The organism is Sphingomonas sp. CCH15-F11, assembly GCF_001557005.1.
Classification (GTDB): Bacteria; Pseudomonadota; Alphaproteobacteria; order Sphingomonadales; family Sphingomonadaceae; genus Sphingomonas.
This window is the reverse complement of record NZ_LSKG01000002.1, coordinates 1-19,423: the sequence shown is the minus strand read 5'-3', so window position 1 is coordinate 19,423 and position 19,423 is coordinate 1. Positions and strand designations below refer to the sequence as shown.

Here is a 19,423-nt window from a genome sequence, read left to right as displayed (position 1 = left end):
TTTTGGTGGTGGGCGCGCTGCTGATATGGGGCGGCACGCTGCTGATCGCGGCGGGCGGCTCGCCCTATTACCTGCTGGCAGGAGCTGGATTGCTGGTCGCAGGCATCCTGTTCGGCCTGCGCCGCTATGCCGGCTTGCAGCTACTGGCGGCAGTAGTGGCGCTGACGCTGCCCTGGGCAATCTGGGAAGGGGGGTGGGATTTCTGGCCGCTGTTTGCCCGGATGTTCGCCCCGCTGGTGCTGTTGACGCTGGGCGGACTGGCCGCGCTCGCGCTGCCGAGCCGCAGCCGGACAGGCGCCGTCGCGTCCGCCCTGATTGGCGGAGCAGGCGCGGCCGCACTGTTCGGGGGGATGTTCTGGGAACATGGCGGCATCCGGCCAGCCAGCCGCGCGCCCTTCGTCGCATCGACCGAGGCGCCGGGCGACTGGCGCTTCTATGGGCGATCCGGCGATGGCAGCCGCTATGCTCCGGCAGGCCAGATCACGCCGGAAAACGTCGCGGGGCTGAAGGTGGCATGGATGTTCCGCACGGGCGACAGCGGGGCGGGCGAACTTTTGTCCGAGGACCAGAATACCCCGCTGCAGATTGGCGACACGCTTTATGCGTGCACGCGCAACAACCGTGTCTATGCGCTGGATGCCGATAGCGGCGCGGTGCGCTGGTCGTTCGATCCCAGGCCGGTGCCGCCGCCGCTGTGGCGTCGCTGCCGCAGTCTGGGCTATCACGAGACCGCAACACCGGGGCCGGCCGGCGATCCGGCTGGCGAGTGCCAGCGCCGTATCCTGCTGACCACCATCGACAACCGGCTGATCGCGCTCGATGCCGCCAATGGCCGCCCGTGTGCGGGGTTTGGCAAGGACGGCACCGTCGATCTCGCCGATCATATGGGGCCGCTCAAGCCCGGCTATCTGATCCCGTCGTCCGGCCCCACCATCGTCGGCGACATCGCCATCGTCGGTGCGTGGGTGTTCGACAATCAGGAGGTGAACGAGCCCTCGGGCGTGGTGCGCGCCTATGATGTCCGCACCGGCGCGCTCGCCTGGGCGTGGGACATGGGTGCGCCCGACCGCATCGGCGCACCGCCGGAAGGGCAGATCTACACCCCCGGCACGCCGAACATGTGGTCGGTGCCCAGCTTCGACGCGGCACTCGGCCTGGTCTATTTGCCGATGGGCAACCAGACCCCCGATTTCTGGGGTGCGGACCGGACGGAAGCTGCGGAGAAATACGCGGCTGCCGTCGTCGCGCTGAACATCGCTGACGGCCGCCCGCGCTGGGTCTATCGTACCGTGATCCACGACGTATGGGATTATGACGTGCCCGCCCAGCCGGTGCTGCACGACCTGCCCGACGGAAAGGGCGGGACGATCCCCGTGCTGGTGCAGGTGACGAAGCAGGGCGACATCTTCATGCTCGACCGGCGAACGGGCCGGCCCGTCGCGCCGGTGACGATGCAGCCCGTGCCGCAGGGCGCGCAGGCGGGCGAGACGCTGTCGCCGGTGCAGCCGCGATCGCTCGCGATGCCACGCATCGGCAATGCGACGTTGACCGAGCGCGACATGTGGGGCGCGACCCCGCTGGATCAGCTGGCCTGCCGCCTCGCCTTTCGCCGGGCGCGCTATCAGGGGCTGTTCACGCCGATCACGACCCGCGAATGGACGCTGCAATTCCCCGGTTATTATGGCGGCATGAACTGGGGCAGTGCTGCGATCAACAAGGCGAACGACACGCTGATCGTCAATGACATCCGGATGGGCATCTTGCTGAAGCTGGTGCCGCAAAAGGACGTCGACCGCGTGACCCCGCGCCAGGGCGACCATGACGGGATCGGACCGCAGACCGGCGCGCCCTATGCGATCAACCGCGAGAGCTTTGTCTCGCCATTGGCCGTGCCGTGCCAGGAGCCGCCCTTCGGCACGATGACCGCCATCGACCTCAAGTCGCGCAAGATCGTCTGGCAGAAGCCGCTGGGCACGCTGCGCGACACCGGGCCGCTGGGGATCGCCACGGGGCTGGACGTGCCGGTGGGAATGCCGTCGATCGGCGGATCCGTGACGACCGGGTCGGGGCTGGTCTTCTTTGCCGGAACCCAGGATTTCTACCTGCGCGCGCTGTCCGTGGCGGACGGGCGGGAATTGTGGCGCGGTCGCCTGCCGGTGGGGTCGCAAGCGACGCCGATGACCTACGTCTCTCCCAAATCCCGCCGCCAATATGTGGTCGTGTCGGCAGGCGGGGCGCGGCGTTCGCCGGTGAAGGGCGATTATCTGATCGCCTATGCGCTGCCGGGGGGCAGCGGCGAATAGCCGGTCGGCACCAGCAGACGACTGTCCATGCTAGCGATCATCGGGCGGATGATCCCCAGGCATTCCTGCCACCGACTGTCTGCCGCCAAGCGCGCGCGCCGCGCCAGCCGCTCCTCGAACGAGGGATAGGCCCATAGGTGCACCAGGCTGTGCAGCCCGCCCACCTCCACCGTGTAAGCGCCGACAAGGCCGCCCAGGATCGAGCGCTGCACCGGCAGCCCGATCCGCTCATAGGGTTCGAGATACGCCGCCAGCGAATGAACCGGCGACAGGCGATAGGTGCGTTCCTCGACGATCATGCGTCCGCTCCGCAATTGACAGTTTGTGGATCTTTATACAAACATACGTTCGTATAAAAGGAGGATGCAATGTCAGCAATCACGGTCAGCGACAGCGACCTTCATCCCTATATCCTGGAAAGCCAGGAGGCCCGCGGGCGCATCGTCGTCGGCAATTCCCTGACGTCGTTTGACGAGGGCGATTGGCAGGGCGACGTGCTGCTGGGCGCGTCCTTTGCCGGCGCACCGACCGGCGCTATTCCGCTGCGGCGGGGTGCGCGGGGCTGGATCGCGCACGAAGGCGGGCCGGGCAAGGACGAGGCGGGGATCGCCGGCCTTCCGCTGTCGGACCGGTTTGGTGTTCCGGCCGCCGCCATCGCCACCATGGAGGCGCGGCTGTCCGACGGCGACTCGCTGCTGACCGGGCGGGTTTCACGCGCCAACGCCGCCGCCAACGCGATCGGTGTGGTGCCCGGCATGACCGGGCTGGAGGCCGCGCGCGTCATGCTGGCAAATGGGCCAGAGGGCGCACGGGCGGACGTCGATGCGCTGGTGGACGAGGAAACACGGATCGTCCACCGCGCACCCAATGGCGGGCGCATTTTTTCCTGCTGGTCCTTTTCGCGCGTCGGCGAATCGACGCCCGATGACGTGTTCTGCGTCGCCTCACACGGCGCGCGATTGATGGCACTCTACGCCCTGCGCATTCGGCCGAAGGGGCTGATCTGCAATGATGCCGGGCGTGGCCTGGACGATCTGGGGATCGAGGGGCTGGCGATGCTTGACCCCGAAGGCATCGCGGCCGCCTCGGTCGATACCGACAGCGCTCGGATCGGCGACCCGCTCAGCACCTACGAGCATGGCGTGATCTCCGCCGCGAATGCCACTGCCGCCGCGATGGGCATCGCACCGGGCATGAGTGCGCGCGATGCCGCGCACCGAATGCTGGAAGGCTGAACAGGGGAAACCGTGATGACTGCCACCGGAATCGAACAGGCCGCCGACGGCCTTGGCCCGCTCGCCTCGCGCTACATCGACGTCGCGTCGCTGCCCTGGAAACCGACGCCGACGCCGGGCATCGAAATGAAGGTGCTGATGTCCTTTCCCGAAACCGGGCTATTGACGGCCCTGTTCCGCTGGCAGCCCGGCACCGCGTTGCCGCTGCACGAGCATGTCGAGGTCGAGCAGACCTATGTGCTTGAAGGCAGCATCGTCGATGACGAGGGCGAGGTGCGCGCGGGCGATTTTGTCTGGCGGCCCCGCGGCAACAGGCATTTGGCGCGGTCGCCGGACGGCGCACTGGTCCTCAGCTTCTTCCTCAAGCCCAATCGCTTCATCGGCGGGGAATTTGACGGCCTGGAGCTGAAGTGAGCGACGCCGAAGCCGACGTCATCGTCGTCGGATCGGGGGCAGGCGGCCTGTCGGCAGCGGTCACGGCCGCACGCCTCGGCCTGTCCGTCCTCGTCATCGAAAAATCGGGACTTGTCGGCGGGACGACCGCGCGGTCGGGCGGCGTCCTGTGGCTGCCGGGCAATCCGGTCGCCGCACGGGCGGGGGTGACGGACGATGTGCCGGCGGCGCGCAGCTATATGCACGCGATGGCCGGCAACTGCTTCGACGCCGAACGGGTGGATTCATTTCTGTCCAATGGTCCGGAAATGGTCGATTTCTTCGAACGGGAAACGCGCGTCGCGTTCGTCGCCCAGCCAGGTTTCCCCGATTATAATGCCGACAGGCCCGGCGCATCGGCGGGCGGGCGCTCCATCGTCGCCGCGCCAATGGACGGTCGCGAACTTGGGCGCGAAATCCGCCGCCTGCGCCCGCCGCTTCGCGAAATCACTTTTGTCGGCATGATGTTCAACGCCAGTCAGGAAGTGCAGCATTTCTTTCGCGCGACCCGGTCTCTGACCAGCGCCCTCTACGTCGCGCGGCGGCTGGCCGTCCATGGCTGGGAAATGTTGCGCCATGGCCGGGCGATGCGGCTGACCAACGGCAATGCCCTGGCCGCACGCCTTTTCGCCAGCGCGCTGGATCTCGGGGTTCAGATACGCACGGGCACCGGGCTGGTTGAACTGATCGAACGGGGCGGGCGCGCTGTCGGCGTCCTGACCGATGGTGGCGAACGCCTTTTCGCCCGCCATGCCGTCGTCCTGGCTGCGGGCGGCTTCCCGCGCGGCATCGCGCGGCAACAGCGCCTGTTTCCGCATGTGGCGGCGGGCGGGCAGCATTTGTCGCCCGCGCCGGACAGCAACCAGGGCGATACGTTGACGGCCGGCGAGTCGATCGGCGCGCGGGTTCGCGATGACCTGCCCAACGCGGCCGCCTGGATCCCGGTCTCTGCCGTGCCCCGCGGCAAGGGGCCGCCCGGCGTCTTTCCGCACCTGATCGACCGGTACAAGCCCGGCATCATCGCGGTCGATCCGTGGGGCCGCCGTTTCGTGAACGAGGCGAACAGCTATCACGATTTCGGACAGGCAATGCTGGAGCGTTGCCGCCGGGACGGGCGCGTCTATGCCTGGCTGATCGCCGATCACCGTGCGTTGCGCCGCTATGGTCTGGGCATCGTCAAGCCTTTCCCGGTGCCCTATGGCGGCTGGATCCGTTCCGGCTATCTGAGGCGGGGCCGCACGGTTGCCGAGCTGGCGCGGGCGATCGCGTGCGAGCCCGCATCGCTGGACGCCACGCTGACCAGCTTCAACCTCGACGCGGCGAAGGGCGAGGACACTCAATACGGCAAGGGATCGACGCCCTATAACCGCTATCTGGGCGATCCTGGGCATCTGCCCAATGCCTGTATTGCGCCGCTCGATCAGGCGCCCTTCTTCGCGGTGAAGCTCGAGATGGGCGATCTCGGCACCTTTGCCGGCCTTGCCACCGATGCGCGGGCGCGGGTGCTGAATGCGGCCGGCGCCCCGATCCCCGGCCTCTATGCGATCGGCAATGACGCGGCCAGCGTGATGGGCGGCGCCTATCCCGGCGGCGGCATCACCCTGGGCCCGGCCATGACCTTTGGCTACATCGCCGCCCGCACGATCGCCAGCGACGCGGGGCTGGAAAACTAGACCGGGTTGGGGCAATCCGGTCACCCCGGCTTTTACAACTACAAGGTAGCGCAAGGTCCATGCCCGCCACGAAAAGCGACATCATCTTCAAATCGACGGACCGACCTTCGCGCGAAAAGGGTCGTGAAACCCGCGAAATGCTGCGGCACGCTGCAATTACGCTGTTCGCCAAACATGGCTATCAGAATGTCAGCCTGAGGATGCTGGCCCAGCATATCGGGATCCAGGCCGGCTCGATTTACAATCACATCACCAACAAGCAGGAATTCCTGTTCCTTCTGCTGCGTTCCATCATGGAAGATCTGCAAGCGGAGGTGCAGTCGGCTGTCGATCGGGCACAGACCGCCCCGGAGCGGCTGGATGCGTTCATCCGCACCCATGTCCATTTTCATGCGATCAACAAGGAAGCCGTTTTCATCGGCAATATGGAGCTGCGGAACCTGGAGCCGGAACATCTCGACCAGATCCTCGACATGCGCCGCGCCTATGAAGCGCGGTTCAGCGACGCCTTGCTCGATGCCGCCCGCCATCACGGCATCGGCATCGATGACGTCCGGTTCATGACCCGCGCGGCTTTTTCAATGATGAACGGAGTCGCCAGCTGGTACAGCCGCAAGGGGCCGATGAAGAGCGATGCCGTTGCGCAGGGTTTTGTCGACCTGATCCATCGAATGGCCGGCATCCCCCAGGAATCCTGAGCCTTTTCAGCTTCCTACTCCGGGAGACCAAAAACTATACGAACGTTTGTAAGCCTATTGCGGCCGCATTGCGCTTGCTTTATAAACTAACGAACGTTCATATTATGCGACGGATCGGCAGGATAGCCGACCGTGCACGAGAGAGGGGAAGTCCATGAACAAGAGCGTGATCCGTTCGCTGCATCAATGCGCCGCGATACCTGCGTTGATGGTCGCCGGGATCGGCACCGCACAGGCACAGGATGCGACGGCAGACGCCGAGCAGACGACGGAAGCGAGTGCGCAGGATGGCCTCGGTGACATCATCGTCACCGCCCAGCGCCGGTCCGAAAGCCTTCAGGACGTTCCCATCTCGATCACCGCGTTCGGCACCGAGACCCTGCAAACGCGTGGCATCACCAGCGTCAGCGATCTGGCCCGCGTCGTCCCGGGGTTCCAGGCAGCGGAATCAGGCCTCAATACACCGATCTACACGCTGCGCGGCATCGGCTTCAACGAATCCAGCCTGTCGGCGACAAGCACGGTAAGCATCTATGTCGATGAGGTCGCCATCCCCTTTCCCGCGATGACGCTGGGCGCGACGCTCGACCTCGAGCGGGTCGAGGTCGTGAAGGGGCCGCAGGGCACGCTCTATGGGCAGAATACGACTGGCGGTGCGATCAACTATATCGCCGCCAAGCCGACCGACATGGTCGAGGGCGGCGTCACCTTCGGCTTCGGGCGCTTCAACGCCGTGGAAACGGCGGGCTACCTCAGTGGGCCGATCACCGACACCCTCAAGGCGCGGCTGGCCGTGCGCACCGACAATGCCGATGACTGGCAGCGCAGCCAGCTGCGCCCCGGCGACGGCGCGGGCCAGGTCAATCGCCAGAGTGGTCGCCTGACCCTCGAATGGGGACCTGCGCCGACGCTGCGCACCACCCTCGTGATGAGCGGCTGGCGCGACCGCAGCGACACTCAGGTGCCGCAGATCCGTCAGATCGACCCCGTGTTTCCCGAGGCGGTCAATCCCGATCTTGCCGCATATCCGATCGCACCGGAGGGCGATGTGCGCGCCGCCGACTGGGATGAGGGATCTGACTTCGCGCGCGACAACTGGTTCTGGCAGGCCTCTGGCCGCGTCGACTGGGATCTCAGCTCGGATATCACCTTGTCGTCGATTACCGCCTATGCGCGGTTCAAGGATGAGAGCTTCAACGAATATGACGGCACGCCCGTCACCGTGTTCGATTTCACCACGTTCGGCCGGATCAATTCCTTTCAGCAGGAGCTCCGCCTGACTGGCTCGTTCGAAGGGCTGGCCGACTGGGTGGTCGGTGGCAATTACGCCCGCTCGACCGTCTATGCCGAACAGACTTATCGCACCGGCCAGACCAGCGCCAACCGCATCTCCGGCGTGCAGTCGGCGGAAAATTTCACCGACCAGACACTCAAGTCCTTTGCCGCTTTCGCCTCGATCGACTGGCAGCTGACCGACAAGCTGACCCTGACCACGGCGGCGCGCTACACCGATTTCAAGGTCGATTTCCGCGGCTGCAGCGGCGACACGGGCGACAATACGCTGAGCCCGATCATCCAATTCGTCAGCGGTCTGATCCGTACCGGCGCGGGCCTGGCCCCGCTGCCCGCTAGCCAGTTCCAGCCGGGCCTGCTCAGCAACGGCAACTGCACAACCTTTGTCGATCCGCGCGGCGACGTCAGCCTGACCGCCACGCCGGGCCTCAGCGTCAACACGCTGGCGGAGGACAACGTGTCCTGGCGCGTCGCGCTCAACTACAAGCCGGTCGACGATCTTCTCTTCTACGTGTCCGCAAGCCAGGGCTATAAATCGGGCAGCTTCCCCAATGTCGCCGCCACCGGTTTCCGCCAATATGAACCGGCGACCCAGGAAAAGCTGATCGCCTATGAAGCGGGCGTAAAGGCGAGTTTCGGCCGCACGGCGCAGGCGAATGCCGCGGTGTTCTACTATGACTATACCGACAAGCAGCTGCGCGGGACGTTCCTGGACGAGGTGTTCGGCCCGCTGAGCCTTCTGATTAACATCCCAAAATCGCATATCGTCGGGTTCGAGGTGGATACGACCGTGATCCCGACGCCGGGTCTGAAGCTGACCGGCGCTGCCGCATATCTCGACACGCGCATCGACGAATATGTCGGCTTGGACGTCAACGGCGTGTTGACGGATTACGAGGGCGGCGTGCTCAGCTTCGCGCCGAAATGGTCGCTCGATTTCGACGGGCAATATGACTGGGATGTCGGCAATCTGGGCTTTTTTGTCGGGGGCAGCTGGTCCTACCGCGCGACCGCGTCGGCGGTGTTCGGAGAGGACCCGCGGCTTGACCTGCCCTCGTACGACCTGCTCGGATTGCGCGCCGGCTTTGGTGACGAAGCGGCGGGATGGCGGCTCACCTTCTGGGGCGAGAATGTCACCAACGGCTATTACTTCAACAATGTCCTGCCGCAGTTCGACACGATCAAGGCCTATGTCGGCCGTCCGGCCACCTATGGCGTGCGGCTGAACTACGATTTCTGATATCCTCCCTGGCGTCCGGGCCCTGTGCCCGGACGTGCCTTGTCGGTGAGCTGCCCCATGTCGCTGCTGTTCGATCTTCCTGTCGCTTCGGTCGCGGTGGCGGGCGATGTCCGGCGCTTTCCGGTTCGCCGCATCTTTTGCGTCGGGCGCAACTATGCCGCGCACGCGCGGGAAATGGGCATGGACCCGGTCAAGGATCCTCCATTCTTCTTCACCAAGCCGGCGGATGCCGTGGTCGATGACGGCGCGTCCATTTCCTATCCGCCGCTGACCAGCAACCTGCACTACGAAGCCGAGCTGGTCGTCGCCATCGGCGCAGCCGCCCGGGACATCGCGGCCGATTCGGTGGAGGATGTGATCTTCGGCTATGCCGCCGGGATCGATCTCACCCGCCGCGACCTCCAGCTCCAGGCGCGCGACATGGGCCGCCCCTGGGACTGGGGCAAGGCGTTTGATCACTCCGCCCCCTGTGGCCCGATCCTTCAGGCCAGCCGCATGGGCGGGGTGCCGGATGCGGGCAACATTCACCTGTCGGTCAACGGAGAGACGCGGCAGTCTGCCGATCTTGCCGACATGATCTGGGGCGTGCGAGACATTGTGTCGCTGATCTCGCACGGGGTGGCGCTGAGCGCTGGCGACCTGATCTTCACCGGCACGCCGGAGGGAGTCGGGCCGCTGGTGCCCGGCGATCACGTCGTTTGCACCGTCGACGGCATTGGCACGGTCGCGATCGATATCGGCCCGGCCGCGGGAGGAAGAGCATGAAGCGAAAGCTCGCCGTCATCGGCGCGTCCGGCCTGATCGGCCAATCTTGCATCGCCCATTTCGCGGCCCAGCCGGATACAGAGGTGATCGGCGTGTCGCGTCGCGCGCCGTTCCACCTGCACGGCGCCCAGTTTGTCGCCACCGACCTGCGCGATCCCAAATCGGTCGCGGCGGCGGCGGATGCGCTGAAGGGCGTGACCCACCTTGTCTATGCGGCGCTCTATGAGGCGCCCAGCCTCGTCGCGGGCTGGTCGGATCAGGAGCAGATCCGCGTCAATGCGGAGATGCTTCGCAACCTGATGGAGATCGGCATCACCGATCATGCGGCCCTCGCCCATGTCACACTGCTCCAGGGGACAAAGGCGTATGGCGTTCATATCCGCCCGATGGTGCTGCCCGCGCGCGAGAACCGCTCGGAAATGCGCGAGCACCCCAATTTCTATTGGGAGCAGCAGGATTATCTGACCGAGCTCGCCGGGATGCACGGCTGGCACTTCACCGTGCTGCGGCCGCAATTCGTGTTCGGCCATTCGCTGGGCGCGCCGATGAACCTGATCCCGGCGCTCGGCGTCTATGCCGCGATCCTCAAGGCGCGGGGCGAGCCGCTTCATTATCCCGGCGGTCCCATGGGCATATTGGAGGCGGTGGACGCCGACCTGATCGCCGAGGCGATCGACTGGTCGCATGGTGCGGAAACGGCCCGGAACGCGGTCTTCAACATCACCAATGGCGACATCTTCCTGTGGAAGAACATCTGGCCCGCGCTGGCTCGCTCGCTCGGCATGGAACCGGGCGAGGACCGGGCGATGGAGCTGGCAACCGCCATGCCTGCTGCTGCGTCCGAATGGGATGCGATCCGCGAGCGCCACGGCCTGGCCGCGCCGGATATCGGCAAGTTCGTCGGCTCCTCTTTCCAATATGCCGATTTCGCGCTCGGCTATGGACGCACGGTCGCATGGGAGGACTCGATTGTCTCGACGGTGAAACTGCGCCGCGCCGGATTCAGCGGCGCGATTGATACCGAGGAGATGTTCGACAAATGGTTCTCGCGCCTGCGTGCCGATCGGCTGCTGCCACCAATCGACTGACTCCGGAAAGCATGACGACGAAGTCGCGGATAATGTCCCGCGCGCGCTTGAGGATAATGTCTAGCCGCGGGTGGGGTCGGACGGGCCGGGGATAACCCGTTCGGCCAGCGTCTTTCGAGCTGCACGGCGCACTCAACAGAAAAGTGGAGCAGGTTCTGGACGACAATGGTCGAAAGCGGACGTTTGCTTAGCTGACTGAAACCGCCCGGCCGGGCCATGCCAGCCATGAAATGACGGCCCATGGTTTGCGCGCGATGATATCAAGGCTGGTGAAGGAAAGCGGAAAGTGGCCCCCCGGACGCGCACGATCGCGCGAAGGAACGGGTGCAGCGCGACTCACCCGCCCTTGCCACCACCGACCTCACGGTGTCGGAACGGCGCTTCCCGGCGTGATGACGATGTCGTTGTTGGTGAGCGCGGTGCCAGGGATCAGCGTGGCGATGATCTGTGCCGCTCCCGAACTGGTGCCGTCCGCGTCGTAGAACAGGCGACCGGTCGCCTGATCGTACAGGAGCTGCGGACCCGCAGCGGTGGCGGCGACGCCCAGCACGAACTGCGCAGCGGTGATCGTCGCGCCGGTAAAGCCGGTGAAGGTACCCGCGCTCAGCGAGATCCGGTCGCCCTGCGCTGCGCTGAAGTCGGCGATCACGTCGGCATTGCCTGCACCCACGTCGGCAAAGTGGAAGGTGTCCGCGCCGCCCAGCCCGGTCAGCGTATCTACCCCAGCGCCACCCGCCAGCACGTTGCGCCCGAAATTGCCGCTGATGCCGTTGTTCCCGGCATTGCCCTGCAGCACCAGATTGTCGAGCGCGCGCGCGTCGGCGGCAATCAGATTTTCGATGTTTGCGCCGAACAGACCCAGATTGAAATTGCTGCTGGTGAACACCGTGTCCGTGCCGGCATTCGCGAACTCCTCGGCGCGGTCGTCGGCAGAATAGACCCGATAAATGTCGTCACCAGCGCCGCCGCGCAACGTGTCGCCTAGGCCGGCCGGGGCACCGCCGCCGTCGAGGATATTGTTGCCGTTGTTCCCGATGATGAGTTGCGCGCCCGAATTGCCGATCAGATAGACGTCGCCGGTCGCCGCATCTGCCCGCAGATCATCGATCGCGACGTTTTCGGCCAACGCATAGCCGCCGATCGTGCCTTCGAAGACGACAAGGTCGAAGGTCTGCGTGAAGCCGTTGGGTGCCAATCCGGTTTCGATGATGACATCGTCCGCGCTGTCGACGCGATAGACGTCGCTGCCGGCACCGCCCACCAGCGTGTCGGCCCCACCCCCGCCGATCAACGTCTCTGAAAGCGGCCGATCCGTGCCGTAAATCGTTTGGCCAAACTCATTGCCGGTGATCAATGCTGGCCCGCCACCAAGCCGCAGGACTTCCACCTCGCTGCCTGCGCCAAGGACAAACGGTTCGCCGGCCGCACCGGCGAAGGTGATCGTGTCAAACCCGCCACCGACCGCTTCCAGTACGATATCGGCCTGGCCGAGGAGGTCGTCGATGCTTTCCAGAATGTAAAAATCATCCCCACCGAGGCCGATCAGCGTGTCCGCGCCGCCGCCGCCCACGAGCGTGTTCGCCGCCATATTGCCGATGATCTGGTTGTTGGCGACATTGCCGGTCAGCACGATGCCAGTGGTCGTGCTGCTGTGGTCGGCGACCGACAGGTTTTCGACCACGCCGAATGTCGTCGCCAGCGAATAGCTGGAGCTGGTGAATATCGTATCGACCCCGCCCGCGTCGGTTCCGGCGACCCCTGATCTGGTGGCGAAGTCGTAAATTTCCTCGCTCACCACATCGGCGGCGCTGTAGACGCGATAGATGTCGTCTCCGCCGCCGCCATAGAGCGTGTCGCCCGCACCGCTCGCGCCGGCCTTGCCGTTCAGGATGTTGTTGGCGTTGTTGCCGACGATCTGCTGACTTAAGCTGTTGCCGACCAGGAAGACGTTGCCGGCAGCACCGGCGAGCAGCCGGTCAACATTGACTCCGTCGGCCAGGGCATAGCCGCCGGTCGTGCCGTTGAACTGTACCACGTCGACGGTCGGGGTCACGCCATTCGCCGCAAAGCCGCTTTCGATGATCACGTCGTCGGCGGAATCGACGAAATAGTCATCCTCGCCGCCACCGCCGGCCAGCGTATCGGCGCCGCCGCCGCCGTCCAGCGTTTCGTCGAAATCACCGGCGGCACCATTGATCCGCTGGGCGAATTCGTTGCCGAAGACCTGGTTGACGTTGGCGCTCAGGTTGATGACGTCGATCGACGCCCCCGCGTTCAGGATGAAGGTCGGGGCGACCCCCAGCGCGAAATTGATCGTGTCGGTGCCGGCCGAATCGATGATGGTGATGTTGCCCAGGCCGCCGATGACATAGGTGTCGTCGCCGTCCAGGCCGATCAGCGTGTCGTCGCCGTCGCCGCCGCCGTTCAATGTGTTGTTGCCGAAATTGCCGATGATCGTCTGGGTGCTGCCGTTACCGGTCAGCACCAGCGCTTCGGTGCCGCTGTGCGTCGCCGCCGACAGCGTTTCAATGATGACCCCGGCGGCGAGGGTGAAGGTGGCGACGGCCTGGCCCGCCGCCTGCAGCGACGCTGCGTCGATAAAGGCGATGTCGGCACCGCCATCGGAGTCGACCAGCACATCATTGGGGTTGCGCACGACGAAAATGTCGTTGCCGCCGTTGCCGATCAGCGTATCGCCCCGACCCGGCTCCGACGTGTTGCGACCGCCGTCGAGCAGGCCATCGAACAGGCTGCCTTCGATTTGCTGGGCAAAGTCGTTGCCGACGAACGACACACCGGCATTGAATATCGAGATGATCTCGATCCGGGCGCCCGGGCTCAACGCATGGGAAGCAAGGGCGTTGAGCCGATCGACTTCGCCGGGTCGATCCTCAACGATCAACAGGCCCGAGACTGGAAAGTTCACGAAGTATCGGTCTTCGCCGTCTCCGCCGACCAGGGTGGCGCCGTTATGGGCGAATAAAAGGTCATCGCCGGCGCCGCCGACCACGCTGTCGGCACCCTCGGCAACCAGACGATCGTCGCCACCATTGCCGAAGATGGTCTCCGCCAGACTACTTGTGCCCCTGATCGTGTCCGGGCCATCGGTGCCGATGAAGATCGCCATGTGCTGCGCTTCCCCTGGGTCGCATATCCGCGCGCGTCCGTGATAACGCCCGCTCCGCATCGACCCGGCATTGCCAAGGTGGCGCGATTCCCGTCAATCAGCGCGCACGTCTCCACGTCTCATGTCCGTTGTTAGCGCGTCGCACGTGGCGTTCGTTGACAAGGGCTCGGCCAACGCGGTTTTTGACCCTCGATCTGTCAACCGGCTTGCCCTGTGCCGGCTCTGTGGCGACCGGATACAGCGTTAATTGCCGCGCTGAAAAACGTGCCCGCACTTCAACCAGAGGCTTCGGGATGCTATTTCAACTTGCGATGGACCAGCCCGCTTCCCGGTCGAAGTCACGAACGGCGTCGACCGCCGCAGATTGGGCACCCGGCGAAGCGCGCTGGACCCCGGCGATCGTCCATCCCGAGACACCCATATTGGTCAATGTCTCGACCGATGCAGTGCCACCAGCCGATCGCTTCGCATACTGGTGCAACATCGCGTACTACCACTTCGAAGCTATGCCGCGACCGGTCGACGCGCCGCTATTCTCGGCGGAGGTGCATGGTGCGTTGATGCGAACCGTCGAAATCTATCGCTACCGGTCGGATGCGGTGCGCGGGGTGCGCACCACCCGCCAGATCGAGCGCGATGGCGGCGATATGATCAGCATCGGGTTCGTAATCGAAGGCGAGCGCCAGGCCACCCAGCAAGGCGATCGCATCACTCGCGCGGGGCCCGGAAATCTCTTCGTCTACGATGCGGCGCGCCCATGCGAATTGGGCTGGACGGCGCACCGGGGCATGCACGTCGGATTGCCACGCCGCACCGTGGTTCGGGCGCTGGGTCATGATGTGCCGCGCCCCAGCGTGCTGATCGATCAACTTAACCGGACGTCGTCGATCACGCTGCTTCGCCGCCAGTTCGAAATGGTCTTGGACCTGCTGCCGATGGTTGAGCCGCACGCCGCTGCGTTGATGCTCGACCAACTTGTGCAGACGATCAGCTTCGCCCTCATGCGGATCGAAGCTGGGCCGATCGAAGGTGATGCGACGCGAAGGCGGGCGCTTTATTCGGTCGCCATGATGGTGATCGACCGGCATCTTTCATCACCGGGCCTGAGCCCCGATTTGCTGGCCAATCGCCTCAACTGTTCGCGTGCGACACTCTATCGCGCCTTTGCCGATCAAGGCACATCGATTGCCGCCGTCATCCATCAGCGTCGGTTCGAGCGCGCCAGGCGGTTGTTGCGTACCCTCCCTGCCAGCGTAGCCGTGAGCGAGATCGCAACCCGCTGCGGCATCTATGACACGATCAATTTCAGCCGGCGCTATCGGTCGCGTTTCGGCTGTACGCCGAGCGACGAACGCGCCGACCCGCCCTGCGACAACGCGACGTCTCGATTGCGACACCAGGATTAGCGCTGGCGCCGCCTGATGTGGATTATCCTCCGAACGCGAAGCGCGGGGGCGGAAAAATGCAGGTACGGACGTTCATCGACAGGCCATTGTATCTGAACACGCTGGGCGTGAATGCGACCACCATGCTTTCCAACTTCGTCCGCCCGCAAATGCTGGGCGACGAGACCGTCGACGGGACGCGCTCAGTCTATCTGTTCGGCGGCCGTAGCTCGATCCGCCGATATTGCGATGCCGTCCGCTTTACGGTCAGCGCGCGGGGCGCGCTGTACATGCAGGTTGCGCGCGGCAGCTATGGCCTTTTCAAGCCGCGAGCTGATTACAAGGACAAGAACCTCGAGATGCAGTTCGCGAACGAGATCGGTGCCTACAAGCTCAAGACGGTCACGCTTGTCGCCATCTGCGCGACCGCGCCTGACGTCGACACCACTTACATGTTTGACGAATCCGGCGTGATGCACACCAAGGTCTCGAGCACGCGAATTGGCATGGCGTTGGCCGAATGGGATGAAATGGATCTGCGGATGCGGAAGTCGACTGCGGGCCCGTCCATGACCAAGACCGACTACAATCATGCCAAGTCTTACCTGGCAGGCCAGAAGGATGCACTGAGCAACTATGGCGACACCATGGACGCGCTGTTCCCAGGCCGAGTCAAAAACACCGGTCGATGGTTGAAGGGCACACCGCCGCTCAACGAGTAAGGAGCGCGTCGCTTCCGGGGGGCGAACACTTGACCAAGTGTCGTCTAAAATGTGCGTGCGGCGAGGCTCCCGTTCGCACCAAGTCGTTCCGGAGCTAAGGCGTCGGAACGGTCGTTCCGGGCGTGATAACGAAGTCGTTGCTGGTCAGTGCCGTGCCCGGGACCAGCGTGGCGATGATCTGCGCCGCATCCGTCCCGGTGCCGTCCGCGTCGTAGAACAGCCGGCCGGTTGCCTGATCGTACAGGATCTGCGGACCCGCCGCGGTCGCGCTCATGCCCTGCACGAACTGCGCGGTGGTGATCGTGGCGCCAGTCAAACCGGTGAACGTTGCCGCACTCAGCGAAATCCGGTCACCTTGCTGCGCGCTGAAATCCGCCAGCACATCGGCATCGGCCACGCCGAACCGGGCGAAGTGGAACGTATCGGCACCACCCAGCCCGATCAGCGTGTCAGCACCGCCGCCGCCATCGATGACATTTGCCGGAGCCAGAAGCGTTGCAGGACGCACCGATCGGCGTCAATTTGATGGCACGTCCGGTTCTCTCAGGGCTATCGTTCCAGCGTCTCACCGTGCTTGGGACGCCGCGCTGGCGACCCGCTCCGCGGCAAAATCATCGCGATGTGCACGGCCTGAAGTTAGGGTCTCGGGGATGGGACGATTATCCGGGCCAGCCGCGCAAGTGGGCCAATGGCGTGACGTTTCCGGGGCGCAACGCTGGCCAGGTCGCGGCCTGGCGGTGCTCGCCGCTCACGCCACTTGCCACCGCGACCAGATTCCGGCATTGCCCTAATATACTATATATTATATTGTCGTGCCGGGCTTACGGAGGATGGATTATGAACGGCACGATTAAATCGTTTCGACTGGCTCCACGGAGGCATGGCGTCGACCTGCAAAGGTTTGAACGAAACGCTGTCCAGAAATTCGTATTGCGAGCAGCCACATCGTTCAGTGCGCTCATCGTCACCTGCGCTCTAGGGCCGGTGACCTTCGCACAAACCCCCGCGCCAGTGAATGTGACGTTGAGCCAGAGCCAGCCGGGTCCCTTCACCGACGCCGTGCGGCCGAACGTCTCGATCAATTCCTATTGGCTGAACGATCAGAACGCCGCGATCTTCTTCAATTCGACCACGGTGGCGCAGCTCTTCAATACCCTCGGCGGGTCAGACGCCGTGCGGCGCCTGCGCATTGGTGGATCGGGCGGCGACACCACGTTCTGGACGAGCACGAACGAGCCGACCCCGGCATGGGCAACCTATGTCCCTGGTTCGACGACGCAAGATGGTCGCGGCAGGATCACGCCCGCGAGCCTTACGGCGCTCAGGAACTTCGTCAATCGTACCGGTTGGGGCATCGTCCTCACGGTCAACCTGCGTCAACGGGTCGCGTCGCCAGCGTCCGACGCGGCCCGAGCGGCGAATTTCGTCGCTGCGGCTCGCGCGCAGCTCGGATCCGGCCTCGCGGCCGTCCAGGTCGGCAACGAACCCGACCTCTATGGCGTCTATGGGGGCGGAAGCGGTCCGGGGGCGTATTTTTCGCACTGGCGCCAGTATCGTACAGCGATCGAGCAGGCTGCGCCGAACACGCGCTATTACATGGCCGCGACGGCAAGCATTGGCGGGTTTCTCAACGCATTCTTCCAGAACGAGCTAGCCCTGCCGTCGCCGGACATCAATGCGCTGACCGCTCATCACTATAATGGATGTGCCACCAACTTCGGCTCGATCAGCAATCTGACGAGCAGAGGGGTGTATGACGGGCAGATCAATGCCGCGCAGTTTATCGTCAGCCGTGCCGCAAATCCCGACCTGAACGTCCCGGCGGTTCTGGACGAGCGCAATTCCTATTCTTGTGCCGGTCGGCCGGCGGTCAGCAACAGCTTCGCCGCGGCGCTCTGGACGCTGGACAGCAGCCTGTTGTTCGCGCGCGAAGGAATCCAGCGCCATTACCTGCATTCGATGTTCGGCCGCTGCGGCGACATCGCGCCGGAATATGGCTGGTACTCGCTGTTCTGCTCGCCCGATGACGCCGCGCGCAACGCCGGCGCCGTCCAGGCGGCCGTGCCCTTTTACGGCGCGCTCGCGGCACGGCTGGTCGGCTCGGGTCATTTCCTGCCGGTCACCTTTGCCAACAGCGACGATCTCAACCAGACGCGCGTCTATGCGCTTCGTGCGGCAAGTGGCAACGGGCTGACCGTCGTCGTCGTCAACTATAGCGATCCGGACTCGTCGTCGAGCCGCGTGGTAAATGTCGATCTCGGGCGCCTTTACGCCAGCGCCAGCAGCATCGTGCTGCAGACATCATCCGCCAGTGATCTGTCGGCGACAACGACCGCCGGGATCACCCTGGGCGGTGGCAGCGTATCGACGACCGGGGTGTTCAGCGGCGCGACCTGGACCAACGTGCCCGTCACGCCGGTGGGTGGCTCGAACTCCAGCATCGCGATCACATCGCAGCCGGCGACAGCCACGATCATTCGACTGAACTAGCGTGGCCGATCGACTGAACGGATCGGCACCAGGACAACGGGACACCCAGGCAGGCGGAAAGCTCGGCCTGGGCGCCCTGTGTCTCAGCATCGTCGGCGTCGCGGCGGTCGTGGCGGCGGCGACGTGGCTGCTCCTGTTCGGCGCCGCGCGGGACAACGGACAATCGGGCGCGGCGGGCGAGATCAAGGTCGAACGCGCGCCTGCAGCCGGCGGGTCGGCGGCACCTGCGGTTGAATCGCGCGCCGTCATTCGGCCCATCGGCGAGGGATATGTGCTCAAACGCGTCGACATGAGCTCGAGTGATCCCTCAGCGTCGATCCAGGCGCCGGACGGCACGGTGGCGACATGGCGGGCGGGGGTGCAACTGCCTGACGGCACGCGCCTCGAGCGGATCGGGCCATCCTATGTGATCCTGGGCCGGGGTGGCGAAACGCGCCGCATTGGCGTGGAAGTCACCGAGGTACCAGCTATGGCCTTGCGCAAGGATGGCCGGGCGCTCGGCACGCCGACGCCTGGCGCGCCTTCGGAGTGAATAGAGACGTGGCGCGGCGGCTCCGCTCAGAACTGGCGACCAGCCGCTCAATGCGCCCTGATCCAGCGCGCCATTCACTGCAGGTGCCTCCACCTGGCGGCGCGCCGGGCCTGACCTCGCGACCTGCCGGATGATCATTTCGTCCACTGCTGATTTCCGTGAGGCGGCCCGCCGCCGTGTGCCCCGTTTCCTGTTCGATTATGCCGATGGCGGCGCCTATGCCGAGGACACGATGCGCCGCAATGTCAGCGACCTGTCGGAACTGTCGCTGCGCCAGCGGGTGCTGAAGGACGTCGCGACGATCGACCTGACGACACAGATCCTGGGCGCGCAGCAGGACCTGCCCGTGATCCTCGGCCCGGTCGGCATCAGCGGCATGTATGCCCGGCGGGGCGAGGTGCAGGCCGCACGCGCCGCCACGCGCGCGGGCATCCCGACGT

16 protein-coding genes are annotated in these 19,423 nt (G+C 64.9%); 13 read left to right on the top strand and 3 right to left on the bottom strand.

Translation table 11 applies throughout. The features are described from left to right. The first annotated feature begins 5 nt into the window (after window positions 1-5). Entirely contained in the window at window positions 6-2,303 is a 2,298-nt protein-coding gene (locus AX709_RS00125; RefSeq protein WP_231727369.1) for a membrane-bound PQQ-dependent dehydrogenase, glucose/quinate/shikimate family, read from the top strand. Here AX709_RS00125 and AX709_RS00120 read toward each other — a convergent pair. After that, a complete protein-coding gene (locus AX709_RS00120) occupies window positions 2,273-2,602 on the bottom strand; it encodes an NIPSNAP family protein (protein ID WP_066545472.1) in 330 nt (109 codons plus the stop codon). The genes AX709_RS00125 and AX709_RS00120 overlap by 31 nt on opposite strands. A gap of 69 nt (window positions 2,603-2,671) precedes the next feature. Here AX709_RS00120 and AX709_RS00115 point away from each other — a divergent pair, with 69 nt between their 5' ends. The 7 genes from AX709_RS00115 (at window position 2,672) to AX709_RS00085 (ending at window position 10,727) form a co-directional block, all read left to right on the top strand. Continuing rightward, a complete protein-coding gene (locus tag AX709_RS00115) occupies window positions 2,672-3,538 on the top strand; it encodes a hypothetical protein (protein ID WP_066545470.1) in 867 nt (288 codons plus the stop codon). 15 nt (window positions 3,539-3,553) lie between these two features. Then, window positions 3,554-3,952, top strand: a complete 399-nt coding sequence (locus tag AX709_RS00110) for a cupin domain-containing protein (protein ID WP_066545468.1) — start codon at window positions 3,554-3,556, stop codon at window positions 3,950-3,952. After that, window positions 3,949-5,643, top strand: a complete 1,695-nt coding sequence (locus AX709_RS00105; RefSeq protein WP_066545466.1) for an FAD-dependent oxidoreductase — start codon at window positions 3,949-3,951, stop codon at window positions 5,641-5,643. The genes AX709_RS00110 and AX709_RS00105 overlap by 4 nt, the downstream gene beginning before the upstream one ends. A 59-nt stretch (window positions 5,644-5,702) precedes the next feature. Continuing rightward, a complete protein-coding gene (locus tag AX709_RS00100) occupies window positions 5,703-6,341 on the top strand; it encodes a TetR/AcrR family transcriptional regulator (RefSeq protein ID WP_066545457.1) in 639 nt (212 codons plus the stop codon). A 154-nt stretch (window positions 6,342-6,495) separates the two neighbouring features. Next, window positions 6,496-8,874 carry a TonB-dependent receptor gene (locus AX709_RS00095; RefSeq protein ID WP_066545454.1) on the top strand — a complete coding sequence of 793 codons (2,379 nt, stop codon included), beginning with the start codon at window positions 6,496-6,498 and terminating at the stop codon, window positions 8,872-8,874. A gap of 57 nt (window positions 8,875-8,931) precedes the next feature. Then, window positions 8,932-9,639: a fumarylacetoacetate hydrolase family protein gene (locus AX709_RS00090; RefSeq protein WP_066545452.1), complete on the top strand. Its 708-nt coding sequence runs from the start codon at window positions 8,932-8,934 to the stop codon at window positions 9,637-9,639. Beyond that, entirely contained in the window at window positions 9,636-10,727 is a 1,092-nt protein-coding gene (locus tag AX709_RS00085; RefSeq protein ID WP_066545450.1) for an NAD-dependent epimerase/dehydratase family protein, read from the top strand. The genes AX709_RS00090 and AX709_RS00085 overlap by 4 nt, the downstream gene beginning before the upstream one ends. Before the next feature lie 361 nt (window positions 10,728-11,088). On the opposite strand, the gene AX709_RS00080 is transcribed toward AX709_RS00085, so the two are convergent. After that, window positions 11,089-13,854, bottom strand: a complete 2,766-nt coding sequence (locus AX709_RS00080) for a beta strand repeat-containing protein (protein ID WP_066545448.1) — start codon at window positions 13,852-13,854, stop codon at window positions 11,089-11,091. Between the two features lie 293 nt (window positions 13,855-14,147). Here AX709_RS00080 and AX709_RS00075 point away from each other — a divergent pair, with 293 nt between their 5' ends. Next, window positions 14,148-15,260 (top strand): helix-turn-helix domain-containing protein, encoded by a 1,113-nt coding sequence (locus AX709_RS00075; protein ID WP_082731052.1) that lies wholly within the window; start codon window positions 14,148-14,150, stop codon window positions 15,258-15,260. A gap of 56 nt (window positions 15,261-15,316) precedes the next feature. Then, the gene (locus AX709_RS00070) at window positions 15,317-15,961 is read left to right on the top strand and encodes a hypothetical protein (RefSeq protein ID WP_066482843.1); all 645 of its coding nucleotides are present in this window, start codon (window positions 15,317-15,319) and stop codon (window positions 15,959-15,961) included. Window positions 15,962-16,055: 94 nt separating this feature from the next. Here the strand turns inward: AX709_RS00070 and AX709_RS00065 are convergent, their stop codons facing one another. After that, window positions 16,056-16,469: a M10 family metallopeptidase C-terminal domain-containing protein gene (locus AX709_RS00065; RefSeq protein ID WP_066545440.1), complete on the bottom strand. Its 414-nt coding sequence runs from the start codon at window positions 16,467-16,469 to the stop codon at window positions 16,056-16,058. Between AX709_RS00065 and AX709_RS00060 the strand changes: the two genes are divergently transcribed. The 3 genes from AX709_RS00060 to AX709_RS00050 form a co-directional block, all read left to right on the top strand. Next, window positions 16,457-18,451 carry a hypothetical protein gene (locus tag AX709_RS00060; RefSeq protein WP_156454079.1) on the top strand — a complete coding sequence of 665 codons (1,995 nt, stop codon included), beginning with the start codon at window positions 16,457-16,459 and terminating at the stop codon, window positions 18,449-18,451. The genes AX709_RS00065 and AX709_RS00060 overlap by 13 nt on opposite strands. Before the next feature lies 1 nt (window position 18,452). Continuing rightward, a complete protein-coding gene (locus tag AX709_RS00055; RefSeq protein ID WP_066545436.1) occupies window positions 18,453-18,983 on the top strand; it encodes a hypothetical protein in 531 nt (176 codons plus the stop codon). A 130-nt stretch (window positions 18,984-19,113) separates the two neighbouring features. Then, window positions 19,114-19,423 (top strand): alpha-hydroxy-acid oxidizing protein (locus AX709_RS00050; RefSeq protein ID WP_197419049.1); only part of this gene is annotated, 310 nt, incomplete at its 3' end.